Origin of the sequence: Buttiauxella gaviniae (assembly GCF_040786275.1) — a bacterium.
Lineage (GTDB): Bacteria > Pseudomonadota > Gammaproteobacteria > Enterobacterales > Enterobacteriaceae > Buttiauxella > Buttiauxella gaviniae_A.
This window is the reverse complement of sequence record NZ_JBFMVT010000002.1, coordinates 4,404,630-4,417,549: the sequence shown is the minus strand read 5'-3', so window position 1 is coordinate 4,417,549 and position 12,920 is coordinate 4,404,630. Positions and strand designations below refer to the sequence as shown.

Below are 12,920 nucleotides of genomic sequence, written 5' to 3'. Positions count from 1 at the left end.
ATGGGGCAACTGGTACTCGATAAAATTCATAAACGCTACGGCACGTCGTCAGAAGTAATTAAGCCGCTGGATTTAACGGTGAATAATGGCGAATTTGTGGTGGTCGTCGGGCCATCCGGCTGCGGCAAATCCACACTTTTGCGCATGGTGGCGGGGCTCGAGGAGATCAGCGGCGGCGAAATGCGCATCGACGGCGTATGTGTGAACGACGATTCACCGTCCGAGCGCGGCATCGGCATGGTGTTCCAGTCCTACGCACTCTACCCGCACATGACCGTGTACCAGAACATGACGTTCGCGCTGGAGATGGCGAAACTGCCGGTCAAAGAGATCGACGAAAAAGTGCGGGAAAGCGCGCGCATTTTGCAACTGGAGCATTTGCTCGACAGGCGCCCTAAAGATCTCTCCGGCGGGCAGCGCCAGCGCGTGGCGATTGGCCGGGCAATTGTGCGCGAGCCAAGCCTGTTTTTATTCGATGAACCGCTTTCCAACCTCGACGCCTCGCTGCGCGTGCAGATGCGCATGGAAATCGCGGCGCTGCACAAGCGTATCAACGCCACGATTTTGTACGTCACCCACGATCAGGTTGAAGCCATGACGCTCGCCGACCGTATCGTGGTGTTAAACCAGGGGCAAATAGAGCAGGTGGGTTCCCCGCTTGAGCTTTACGACCGCCCGGCGAATGTGTTTGTGGCGCAGTTTATCGGCTCGCCGAAAATGAATCTGATTCCTGGCGTTTTGGTGAATGGCAACGCCCAGCGTACCGATGTGATGCTGGAAAACCGCCAGATGATTTCCCTGCCGATTAACGGGGCTGGCGTGCCGGAGGGGCAGAAGGTGCAGCTCGGGATCCGGCCGGAACATATTCAGATAACAGAATTGGCGCAGGCGGATATCGAAGGGGAAATTTTATTTGTTGAGCAGATGGGCAATGAGACGTTGCTCTACGTTAATAGCGGTTACGGTAGCGAACCGCTGGTGATTCGCCAGACGGAAAGGCTTGAGATCAACGCTGACCGACGTATCGGCCTGCGGTTGCCGCCTGAAGAGTGTTACTTGTTTAACAGCGACGGGCGGGCGTTTGTGCGTGGTTCATACAATGATAGTTTTCATTGACCCCACCCCGGCCCTCCCCTTTTCAGGGGAGGGAGCTTTAACTCCTCCCCCTGGTAAGGGGGAGGTTGGGTGGGGGTCACTACCTCTCAACGCTGGGAAGTTAGCGAACCGCTGATGATACGCCATACTGAAAGACCTACATTTATAAACGGTGGGTGGCGCAGCGTCACCCGACGAAAAAGGAGGAGTTTGGTGGACAATAAAGGGTGGCACAACGCGGTGGTGTACCAAATTTACCCGCGCAGCTTTATGGACAGCAACGGCGATGGCATCGGTGACATCAACGGCATCATCAGCAAACTCGACTACCTGCAACAGCTCGGTATCAACCTGATTTGGCTCTCGCCGGTCTACCGCTCGCCGATGGACGATAACGGCTACGACATCTCCGACTACGAGGATATCGCCGCCGAATTCGGCACCCTCGCCGAGATGGAAACCCTGATAGCCGAGGCGAAAGCCCGTGATATCCACATCCTGATGGATCTTGTCGTTAACCACACGTCCGATGAACATCCCTGGTTTATCGAAGCGCTTAAATCCCCGACGAACCCGTACCGTGATTTCTATATCTGGCGCAAACCGGCGGCTGACGGCGGCCCGCCAAACGATTTCCGCTCGTACTTTGGCGGCAGCGGCTGGGCGTTTGACGAAACGAGCGGCGAATATTATCTACATCAGTTTTCTAAGCGCCAGCCGGATCTCAACTGGGAAAACCCGCGCGTTCACGAAGAAGTTCACGCCATGATGAACCGCTGGCTGGATAAAGGCATCGGTGGCTTCCGCATGGACGTTATCGATCTGATCGGCAAAGAAGTGGACGCGCAGATCATGGCGAACGGCAAAAATCTGCATGCGCTTATCCGCCAGATGAACCGCGCCACCTTCGGCAAAGGCGATTATGTGACGGTCGGTGAAGCCTGGAGCGCCTCACCGGAAGATGCGTTGCTCTACAGCGATGCGGATCGCGAAGAGCTGTCGATGGTTTTCCAGTTCGACCACATCAAACAGTTCTGGGACGAGCATGCGGGCAAATGGCGCAGCAGGCCGTTTGAGCTTGCCGCCTTCAAGGCGACCATCGACAAATGGCAGACGGCGCTGGCCCATGAAGGCTGGAACTCGCTGTTCTGGAGCAACCATGACCTGCCGCGCGCGGTGTCGAAATTCGGTGACGAGGGCGAGTTCCGCGAGGCGTCCGCCAAAATGCTTGGCACCGCGCTGCATTGCCTGAAAGGCACGCCGTATATCTATCAGGGCGAAGAGATCGGCATGACGAATGTGCGCTTCGGGAACATCGATGAATACCGCGATATCGAAAGCCTGAATCTCTACAAAGAGCGTCTGGAAGCAGGCACCAGCCATGAAGAGATGATGCTCGGCATTCACGCCAACGGGCGCGATAACGCGCGCACGCCGATGCAGTGGGACGACAGCCCGAATGCAGGTTTCACCACCGGTACGCCGTGGATTGCTGTCAACCCCAACTACCGCGAAATCAACGTCGCTGCCGCACTTGCCGAGCCGGACTCGATTCTCTGGCATTACCAGAAGTTAGTGGCGTTGCGTAAGCAGTATCCGATTCTGGTTTATGGCGATTTCCAGCAGGTTTTGCCGGAGCATCCGCAGGTTTTCGCCTGGCTAAGAACGCTTGGCGATGAGCACCTGCTGGTGGTCAATAATTTCTGCGCTGAATATCTCACGCTGGAAATTCCACAGGCTATTCAGAACTGGCACGGCGAATGTTTAATCAGCAACTATGCGCCGCGTGACCAGTTGGCGGTGAGTCTTGAGCTTCAACCTTATGAATCTTTTGCACTATTAATCGGGAGGTAACGATGGCGAACTGGTGGAAAGAGGCGGTGGCCTACCAGATTTATCCGCGCAGTTTTAAAGACAGCAACGGGGACGGCATTGGCGACCTGAATGGCATCACCGAAAAACTCGATTACCTCAAAGACCTCGGCATCGATCTAATTTGGATTTGCCCGATGTACAAATCCCCCAACGACGATAACGGCTACGACATCAGCGATTATCAGGAGATCATGGCGGAATTTGGCACGATGGCCGATTTTGACCGCCTTCTGGAAGAAGTTCATGCCCGAGGAATGCGCCTGATTATCGACCTTGTGGTGAACCATACATCCGACGAACACCCGTGGTTCCTCGAATCCCGTTCATCGCGCGATAACCCAAAACGCGACTGGTACACCTGGCGAGACGGCAAAAACGGCGCGGAACCCAACAACTGGGAAGGGATCTTCAAAGGATCTACCTGGGAGCTGGACGAAAAAACCGGGCAGTATTATCTGCATCTGTTTACCCGCCGCCAGCCGGATTTGAACTGGGAAAACCACGATGTGCGCCGCGCGGTATACGAGATGATGCGCTGGTGGCTGGATAAAGGCATCGACGGATTCCGTATCGATGCCATCGCCCATCTGAAAAAAGAGCCGCTGCTGGCCGACGTACCGAATCCGGACAAACTGCGCTACGCGCCATCCATGAAAAGCCATCTGAACTACGACGGGCTATTGGATTATGTCGACGATATGAGCCGCAACGTGCTCCAGCATTACGATATTGTTACCGTCGGCGAAATGAACGGCCTGTATGCCGAACACGCCGAGGAGTGGGTGGGTGAGCACCGTAACCGGCTCAGTATGGTGTTCCAGTTCGAGCATGTGCGCCTGTGGGAGCCCGAAGCGGGGCTGCGCCCGGAACCTAAAGTACTCAAAAAAATCTTCACCGCCTGGCAGGAAGCACTAGAGGGAAAAGGCTGGAATGCGCTGTATGTCGAAAACCACGACCTGACGCGCATCACTTCGCGCTGGGGCGACACCGAACACCACTGGCGGGAAAGTGCGACCTGCATCGCAGCGCTCTACTTCCTGATGCAGGGCACGCCGTTTATCTACCAGGGGCAGGAAATCGGTATGACCAATACCCGTTTTAGCGGGCTGGCCGATTTTGATGACGTGTCAGCGAAAAACATGTGGCGCGAAATGGAAGAGCAGGGCAAAAGCGACGAAGAAATTATCGCATTTCTGACTAACACCGGGCGCGATAACTCCCGCACGCCGATGCAGTGGAACACCTGGCCCAACGCCGGATTCAGCGAAGTGAAACCCTGGTATCACGTCAATGCTAATTTCGAGATGATCAACGTTGCCAGCCAGCAGCAAGACCCGGATTCGGTGCTCAATTTTTACCGCTCGCTTATCCAGCTACGCAAACAGGAACGGGCGCTGATTTACGGGCGTTATATACTGGAACTGGGCGATCACGAACAAATTTATGCTTATCGCCGCGTGCTAGAGGGCGACGAATTTGTGGTGCTGTGCAATATGTCGTCGAAATCTGCCCGCTGGCTGGAGTCAGAATTACCGCTCGCTGGGGCGAAATGTTTGCTGGGGAATTACCCGCAGGCCGATGAAACATATCGGCTACATCCATGGGAGGCGCGGGTTTATAAGACCCGTTAAATGACTTTATTGAAGCCGCTCATGTATCACTCCATGAGCGGCTGCGCAATGTCCGTATTCCTATCTTTTCAGCCACTTAACTGTGATAAAGATCACCATTTAATGCCAATGCTTGCTCTATTTTCCTGTCTCTAAACTCGCTCGGCAGGCAAAGGAATAGCAGCATGACATCGGATGGAACACGCTTCACCTTCACGGCGGGAAGCTTACCCGCAAACACCTTCGCAGTGGTGGACTTTCAGCTCACCCAGTCCCTCTCCTCCCTGTTTCGCCTTGAGCTGACCCTCGCCAGCAGCAACCCGGCCCTGGAATTCCGTAAAGTCCTCGACCAGGGGGGGACGCTGATTATCCGGCAGGGTGAGGAGATTAAACGCCGCCTGCGCGGTATCGTGACCTTCTGCGAGCAGGGCAACACCGGCAGACACCAGACCCTGTATCACATAACCCTGCGCCCGGAGCTCTGGCGCAGCTCCCAGCGGCAGAACTGCCGCAGCTTCCAGAATGTCGATATCCGCGCCATCTTTCAGACGCTGCTCAAGGAGACGGGCGTGCTCACCCACGACGCGCTGTTCCGCCGCCCGCACCCTTTCCGCGAGTTCTGCGTCCAGTACCAGGAAACCGACTTCGATTTCATCGCCCGGCTGGCCGCCGAAGAGGGGATTTTCTTCTGCGAGGAAGAATATCTGGAGCGCGACCTGCAGAAACTGACCTTCGCCGATGACAGCCGCGTGCTGCGCAGACTCGACCCGCTGCCGTACAACCCCAACGGCGCGAATGAATCCAGCCGCTACTGCATCAACAGTTTCTGCCGCCGCGCACAAATCCGCCCGGCCCAGGTCACCACCCGGGACTACACCTTCAAAGCCCCGCTCTGGCCCGGGCAGTTTAATCACCGCCCGTCGGAGATGCCCAATCAGCGGGCGGTGTACGAGATTTTTGACTACCCGGGGCGCTTCAAGGACGCACAGCGCGGGGCGGACTTTGCGAAATATCAGGTGGAAGGCTGGCGCAGTGATGTGGATTACGCCACCGGCACCAGCAACTCGCCCCAGCTCCAGCCGGGGCGCTGCTTCAGCCTGACGGACCACCCGCGCGCGGGCCTCAACGACCTGTGGCAGGTGGTGTCCTGTACGTTAACCGGCAGCCAGCCACAGGCGTTGATTAGCAGCGAAGGCCAGGGCACCACGCTCACCAACAGCTTCAGCGTCATCCCCGCCGTTCAGACCTGGCGCTCGCCGCCGCATCCCAAACCGCGGGTCGACGGCCCGCAAAGCGCCATCGTCACCGGCCCGCCGGGGGAGGAAATCTTCTGCGACGAACACGGGCGGGTGCGGGTGAAATTTGCCTGGGACCGCTACAACCAGGCGGATGCGAAAAGCTCGTGCTGGATACGCGTCTCGCAGGCGTGGGCGGGTGCCGGGTTCGGCAATATCGCCATTCCGCGCGTCGGCCAGGAAGTAATTGTCGATTTCCTCAACGGCGACCCTGACCAGCCGATTATCACCGGGCGCACCTACCATGCCGGCAACCGCGCCCCGGGCGACCTGCCGGGCACCAGAACGCAGATGGCTATCCGCTCGCAGACCTACAAGGGCAGCGGTTACAACGAACTGATGTTTGAGGACGAGACAAACCAGGAGCTGCTGTCGATGCATGCCCAGAAGGACATGAAAACGGAAGTGCTCAATGATCAGACGCTGACCGTGAACCAGCATCGAGTAAAAACCATTAAGGGCAATGAGCTTAACTCGATTACCGGTAACCGCACCAAAATCATCACCGGTAATGAAACCAATGCCATTAAGGGATTTCAGGGCACGACGGTAAAAGTAGGGCAATCCATCGCGGTGAAAGGCGGTGTTTCACAGCTGACAGGCGGCACACGCGTTGAGCAGACCGTGGATACCGTTCTTATTGGCTCAGGAACCGGCATACGTCTGGAGTGTGGCAGTAGCGCGTTGGAACTGCATGCTAACGGCTCCATTCTGCTAAGCGGTAAAAGCCTGAATATCGCCATTGAGGGTGACGCAAAAATAAGTACCACCGGAGCACTCGCACTCAATCCTTCCGCCCCGGCTATTGTCGCAAGCGTGCCAGGGGAAGGCTACAAACAGAGCATACAAACCAGTGTGGATGACCTGTTCAACAAGGATGAGAACGAATAATGAAACCTTATCAAATTAATGAAGGCACATTTTCCCTTCCCGATGACATTGGCGGACAAGACAGCACGCTGAATATCTTTCGTCACAGCACAGACAATACGGTGTTGATGGTGGCTCGGGGGGCTATCCCAGCGGGGCGATCGTTTGAAGATGAGCTGGAGAGCCAGTGGGCGCAACTTTGGGCGAGGGTTGAGCGAGTACAAAGCACACCGAAAACGCGTGTTTTGCTGCCTTGTTCACCAGGGGTTGATGCCTGGCAGACTGATTGCCACTTTCGGCAAGGGGGGCACATCCAGTATCAGCGCCAACTGGCACTCCATCTCCCACATAAAAGCCAGATGCTGATTTTCACTCACACATCACAGATCCCTTTTACGCAAGTTCAGAATCAGTACTGGCAGCGACTGTGCGAAACATTGTGTCTGGCGAAGCGAGCGGAGGCGGCCCATGGCTGAACAGCATGCGGCTCGTATGGGCGATGACATTATTCATGAAAGTGTATTTGCTGATATTGCAGCGGTGGTATTTGAAGGGCTAACGGTGTTTGCGGCGGGGGCCATTGTCGCGGGTGTGGCTCTTACTGCCGCCCCTTTTGTTGCTGCGGGTGGCGTGGCCGCAGCGACCCTGACGGCAGCTTCATCCTGTGCAGGCTCCGGCCTGATTGCCGGATTTATTCTGAGCGCCACGGGCATGATGGATGAAGTCATCAGTGAATGTGAAGGATTAGCCAGTGCGATATTTCCGGCATCGCCCCAAGGGAAGATCGTCACGGGTTCACTGAACGTGCTGACCAACGATCTACCCGCAGCTCGTGCGGCCGGGCGCCTGCTGGCTGTAACAGTGGGAGGTGATGCAAAGCCTGAAGCAGAAGGTGAACGGGATTATGTGGCAATGTTACTTAACAGCGGGGAGGCGCTGATTACATCGCTGATTAACCCCACGGTTGCCTTTCCGCCTGGGCCGGTGGCACCGGCAAACCAGGATACTGTGCTGTGTGAGAAGCACCCGCCGATGCCGGTTCAGTTTTTGGCAGAGGGTTCATCCTCGGTTTCGGTTAACGATCTACCTGCCGTGCGCAGTAATGACCGCACCACCTGCGGGGCTACTGTCTCCACGATGGTGTCGCCCAATGTGATCATCGGCGGCGCGCCTGTGGTGGTGCGTCCCATCCACAGCGGTAAAATTCCCGGACTTGATCTGATCATGACCGCTGCCAGCCTGTTACTGGCCCGTAATTTCGGGAAAATGTTTAAAAACCTGCCTTGCCTGTTTATGACCATGGGGGCAGGAATGGCGGCGGGCATGCTGGGGGATGCAGTGCATGCGGCGTCTACACCGATTCACGCTGCCACCGGTGCCAAAGTGCTGGCGGATGAAGATGACGTGGATTTTGTATTACCCGCGCGTTTCCCTCTGCGCTGGCAGCGTATTTATAACAGCCGTAACACCCTCGACGGGTTGTTCGGACGCGGCTGGCGGACACCGTTTGAAACTTGGGTTGTCCACGAAGATGCGCAGAGCTGCTTTTATGATGAAGGTGGGCGTGAACTACGTTTTACCCCTCCTGCAGCAGGCGAACGCACAGAGTATTCTGATACCGGTCTGCTGCTTGCCGCCGGGGAACATGGGCAGTTACTCATTGCCGACCTGGACGGCAGCGTCTGGCGGCTGTATCTGCCTGATCCCGTTAATCCGCGACGGCTGCGTTTAACATCACTTTGTGACGAATATGGTAACGGATTGCTGCTGCACTACGACGCGCAGGGGCGATTGAGTGAGCTGAAGGACAGTGAAAATAGCCTGAGGGTAGCGTTGCATTACCATCATGCAACCCACCCGCAACGGGTGAGTGATATCGTGGACATCAGTGGCGACATTGCCTTCCCGCTCGTGCATTACGACTATTCACTTCAGGGGCAACTTGCGAGTGTCACCGATGCCAGCTCCGTTGTGACCCGAGAGTTTGAATACACTCCTGCCGGGCTTATGGCTTCTCATCGACTGCCTTCAGGTCTGCGCTGTGATTATGGCTGGCAACAGTTTGCGGACGACTGGCGAGTCGTGTCATATGCCACCAGTGCAGGCCGCCGCAGCCGGATACATTACGACCTCGGGCAAGGCCTCACCCGCGTGGAGGAAAGTGACGGAGCCTGTCGCGAACACTGGTGGAATGCTGACTATCTGGTGGAGCGCTACGTGGATGAGGCTGCTGGCGTCTGGTGTTTCACCTGGGATGAGAACCAGCAACTGACAGGATGCACTGCTCCGGACGATGCCACACAGCAGTTTGTCTACGATGCGCAGGGTAATCTTGTGGAAGAGCATTCAGCGGAAGGGCATGTCACCCGTACATACTGGCTGATGCAGCGCACGTTGCCGCGTGAGTTTATTGATGCGCAGGACCACTATTATCGGCTGGAATATGACGCCTGCCACGGCGTGATTGCGCAGGAAAACGCCCTGGGTCAGGTGAGGCGTTATGAACGGGATGAGCTCGGGCAGGTCACGGCGTATGTTAACCCGCAGGGTGGCATCAGCCGTTTTACCTATAATGCACGCGGGCAGGTGCTTACGGCTCAGGACTGCTCGGGGCAACTCACCCGCTATTCCTACGACAGTCAGTACCGTTTGGCCAGTATCACGGATGCCACCGGGGAAAACCGGCATTATGAGTATGATGCTGCGGGGCGGTTGGTGGCGGTACGGTCAGCGGAAGGGCGGCAGGAAACGGTGTGCTGGGATAGCCTGGGGCGGCTTTCGGAGAATGTGGCTGCAGACGGCACCGTGCATGAATATGGTTACGATGAGGCAACAGGGCAACTGCAATTCAGCCGTGATGCACAGGGTGGCGTGGTGACGCGGGCGTTTGATCCACGCGGGCGGCTGAGCCAACTGACCAACGAAAACAATGAGACATACCGTTTTATATGGGGGGAGAACGACCGGCTGAAGGAAGAGCATGGTCTGGACGGGGTGGTGACCCGCTATGAATACGATGCCTGCGACCGCATCAGCGCCCGCATTTTTGCGGCGGGTACTGACAGCGCCCTGGTGCACCGTTTCTTCCGCGACGCGGATGGAAAGATAAAGAAGAAGCAGACGCCGGACGGCGTAACGGAATATCGGTATGACGGCGTGGGGCAACTGACGGAGGCGAGATTCACGCCAGAAGGCGGCAAAGCACAGGCAGTGACGCTGGAATATGACCCCGCAGGCCATCTGACGGGTGAGCATGGCATAAACGGCGATGTTGCTTATCAGTACGACGCACTCGGCAACCGTACCACCGTAACGTTGCCGGACGGGCGTTCCCTCAAAACGCTGTACTACGGCAGTGGCCATGCGCTGCAGGTGATGCTGGATACGCAACTTATCACGGAGTTCAGCCGGGATGCGCTGCACCGGGAAACGGGGCGCACCCAGGGAGCGCTGAACAGCGGCTGGCGGTACGACAGGCAGGGCCGCATATGTGAGCGGTGGACGGGGCGTACCCCGCAAGCGGCGCTGGCACAGAGCCGGGAGCAGTGGCATTACGACCCACGGGATAACCTGACGCAGGTGCAGCAGAGCACACCGCCGTTCCGGGAGCGGCAGTACAGCTACGACGATGCAGACAGGCTCATCCGGCGGGAGGAGGCGCCCGGGGCAGTTGTGCGCTCCCGCTATGACGAAGCATCGAACCCACTCGATGACGAGGTGATGGTCCCGTACTGGCGGTATAACCGGGTGGCACAACACCGGGGCACGGATTACCGGTACGATATTTACGGGCGCTCGACGGAGAAGAGAAAAACCGGAGAACGCTGGTTATACCGTTACGACAGTGAACACCGGCTGATACAGGTCCTGCACCAGCCGGTGAGCCACACCCGGCCGGAATGCGTGGTGGATTTTCGCTACGACGTGCTGGGGCGGCGGGTGAGCAAGCGGGTGCATTACCGACGCATGGAGGGGACGGGTGGTGGCCCGCAGTACCGGGCAAGGGAAACGCGTTTTTTATGGGAAGGGCCGCGCCTGCTGGCGGAATACACCAGTGATAGCAGTGGCGATAAAGTGCAGGTGTATGCCTACAGCGGCCAGCACAGTTTTGCCCCGCTGGCGAGAATAGACGGTGCCGGCGAGGTGTATTATTTCCACTGCCAGGTGAACGGCCAGCCGGAGGCAATGACTGACAGCGCCGGGGAGACTGTGTGGAGTGGCGAGCCGGACATACGCGGGAAAATCACTTCAGAAAACAGCAACCTGGCACTTACGGGGCGGGGTCAGCAAAACCTGATGATGCAGGGCCAGTACCTCGACAGGGAGACGGGGCTGCATTATAATTTACACCGTTATTATGATCCGGATTCGGGACGGTTTACCCAGCATGATCCGATAGGGCTGGCGGGGGGAATAAACCTTTATCAGTATGCGCCGAATCCGCTGGGGTGGATCGATCCGTGGGGGTTAAGCGCATCTTCAGACTTGCCTCCATTAAAAGGAAAATCTCAAGCCCAGATTGGTGATATTTTAACTGATAAGGGATTTACTTTGGATAAACAAAGCAGCACTGGTAATCAAACATGGAGTCATAGTGATGGTTCTCAAGTTCGTATTGATCCCTACGGTAACCAAAGTATGACAATGAAAAATGGACAACCATTACCTAAATCTGGAGCGAACGCCCATGTCCATAAAAATGAACCGGGAAATATTACGCTCAATGACCGAGGAATCCCGAGCACTAACCCAAATGAAACGCATATAGGAATAAGAAATCCTAGTGATTATCCGATAAAACGAGGGCGAGCACATGGATGTGGTGTATAAATGAGCTTTGAATATATCGTCCACTTTGTGGAGCATAAAGATGAGGTTTTTTCTATTATTACAAAAAAAATAATGGAACATGTATCAACGGCTCAATTAACCGATGATCTGAACGCATTGTGGATACCCAGTGAGTATCCTGGATGGATTGATTTTTCTATAGAAAAATCTGATGATGGTTTCTTTATTGTGAGTAATCTGAGTGGAAATATAAGAGATATTATATTTTCTTTCATTGAGTCAGCATTGATTAAATTAAATGTCAAGTATTTGATTGAAGATGTTTAATTAATATCCTGAAAGATTTCTCGATCTTCCTGGATATTTTTATCCGTTCTGTCTGTTAAAACCTGAACCCCCCGCAGCGCCACTTTAGCGGCGTTCTTCATACCCCGGTTAGCCTGCTTAATATCCTGCGGTTGCTGCTAAGATCTTCCTATCCAAGACTCAGACCCTCCCTATGTAGCCCGGACATAACCTGCGATATGATGTGCGCTGGTTTTTAACAAGGAGGGGTTATGTTGACGACAACATTTCCGACTTTGCAGGCAACGACCGTAGACGCCATTAACACGCTCGGTGAGTGGCTTTCTTATAACGAGTTTGCGACACCGCCCGCAGATTCTGATGCAGAAATTATCATTCTTGCGGGCAATGCCGTTATCCCGACCATCGATGCGGCGTGTCAGCTTGCCGTTAACACCGAATTGCCGCTGTTGATTACCGGGGGTATCGGTCACTCCACCACCTTCTTATATGGCGCGATCGCTAAACATCCGCGCTATAACACCATTCCGACTACTGGTCGCGCTGAAGCGGCAATTCTTAAAGATATCGCCACGCAATTCTGGAAGATCCCGGCTGAAAAAGTGCTGACGGAAGAGAAGTCGACCAACTGCGGGGAGAACGCGCGCTTTACCTGCGCCATGATGCAAGAGCTCAATATTACCCCGACACGCGCGGTTATTATCCAGGACCCGACGATGCAGCGCCGAACGGTGGCTACCTTTGAACGTGTCTGGCAGGGGCAGGAGAGTTTCCCGCAATGGCGCAGTTGGCCGGGCTTTGTTCCGGTATTGGCAAGTAATGAAACGCAGACTATTTTCACATCATATGAAAAAGGGCTCTGGCCGGTTGAGCGTTACATTTCGCTGGCGCTGGGGGAAATCCCGCGAATCAGAGACGATGCGCAGGGTTACGGCCCGCAAGGGCGCGACTTCATTACCCATGTTGATATTCCCCAGGCGGTGATGAGTGCCTGGGAAATTTTGGCAAACGATGCCGCGCTTGCGCAGTTGATGCGCGAGCGTGGCATATAACTTTTGCGATTACGGCGAGTGTTGTA

Annotated in this window: 8 protein-coding genes; all 8 read left to right on the top strand. The window is 55.7% G+C overall.

Annotated features, from left to right (window positions below):
* The 8 genes from AB1E22_RS20770 (at window position 1) to AB1E22_RS20735 (ending at window position 12,894) form a co-directional block, all read left to right on the top strand.
* On the top strand, window positions 1-1,116 hold the full coding sequence (locus AB1E22_RS20770) for an ABC transporter ATP-binding protein (protein WP_367597111.1): 1,116 nt from the start codon (window positions 1-3) through the stop codon (window positions 1,114-1,116).
* A 192-nt stretch (window positions 1,117-1,308) separates the two neighbouring features.
* On the top strand, window positions 1,309-2,949 hold the full coding sequence (locus AB1E22_RS20765) for a glycoside hydrolase family 13 protein (protein ID WP_367597110.1): 1,641 nt from the start codon (window positions 1,309-1,311) through the stop codon (window positions 2,947-2,949).
* 2 nt (window positions 2,950-2,951) lie between these two features.
* Window positions 2,952-4,601, top strand: a complete 1,650-nt coding sequence (locus AB1E22_RS20760) for an alpha-glucosidase (RefSeq protein WP_367597109.1) — start codon at window positions 2,952-2,954, stop codon at window positions 4,599-4,601.
* A 164-nt stretch (window positions 4,602-4,765) separates the two neighbouring features.
* Window positions 4,766-6,766, top strand: coding sequence for a type VI secretion system Vgr family protein (tssI, locus tag AB1E22_RS20755; protein ID WP_367597108.1), 2,001 nt, complete (start codon window positions 4,766-4,768; stop codon window positions 6,764-6,766).
* Window positions 6,766-7,221, top strand: a complete 456-nt coding sequence (locus tag AB1E22_RS20750) for a DcrB-related protein (protein ID WP_367597107.1) — start codon at window positions 6,766-6,768, stop codon at window positions 7,219-7,221. Before tssI ends, AB1E22_RS20750 begins: the two co-directional genes overlap by 1 nt.
* Window positions 7,214-11,575 carry an RHS repeat-associated core domain-containing protein gene (locus tag AB1E22_RS20745; RefSeq protein WP_367597106.1) on the top strand — a complete coding sequence of 1,454 codons (4,362 nt, stop codon included), beginning with the start codon at window positions 7,214-7,216 and terminating at the stop codon, window positions 11,573-11,575. The genes AB1E22_RS20750 and AB1E22_RS20745 overlap by 8 nt, the downstream gene beginning before the upstream one ends.
* The gene (locus tag AB1E22_RS20740; RefSeq protein WP_367597105.1) at window positions 11,576-11,863 is read left to right on the top strand and encodes a hypothetical protein; all 288 of its coding nucleotides are present in this window, start codon (window positions 11,576-11,578) and stop codon (window positions 11,861-11,863) included. It begins immediately after the preceding gene.
* Between the two features lie 230 nt (window positions 11,864-12,093).
* On the top strand, window positions 12,094-12,894 hold the full coding sequence (locus AB1E22_RS20735; protein ID WP_367597104.1) for a YdcF family protein: 801 nt from the start codon (window positions 12,094-12,096) through the stop codon (window positions 12,892-12,894).
* The last annotated feature ends 26 nt before the right edge of the window (window positions 12,895-12,920 follow it).

Excerpts from the sequence above, each read along its gene's own strand:
- AB1E22_RS20770 (WP_367597111.1), top strand. The coding sequence starts at position 1 with ATGGGGCAACTGGTACTCGATAAAATTCATAAACGCTACGGCACGTCG.
- AB1E22_RS20735 (WP_367597104.1), top strand. The coding sequence starts at position 12,094 with ATGTTGACGACAACATTTCCGACTTTGCAGGCAACGACCGTAGACGCC.
- AB1E22_RS20745 (WP_367597106.1), top strand. The coding sequence starts at position 7,214 with ATGGCTGAACAGCATGCGGCTCGTATGGGCGATGACATTATTCATGAA.
- AB1E22_RS20750 (WP_367597107.1), top strand. The coding sequence starts at position 6,766 with ATGAAACCTTATCAAATTAATGAAGGCACATTTTCCCTTCCCGATGAC.
- AB1E22_RS20760 (WP_367597109.1), top strand. The coding sequence starts at position 2,952 with ATGGCGAACTGGTGGAAAGAGGCGGTGGCCTACCAGATTTATCCGCGC.
- AB1E22_RS20740 (WP_367597105.1), top strand. The coding sequence starts at position 11,576 with ATGAGCTTTGAATATATCGTCCACTTTGTGGAGCATAAAGATGAGGTT.
- tssI (WP_367597108.1), top strand. The coding sequence starts at position 4,766 with ATGACATCGGATGGAACACGCTTCACCTTCACGGCGGGAAGCTTACCC.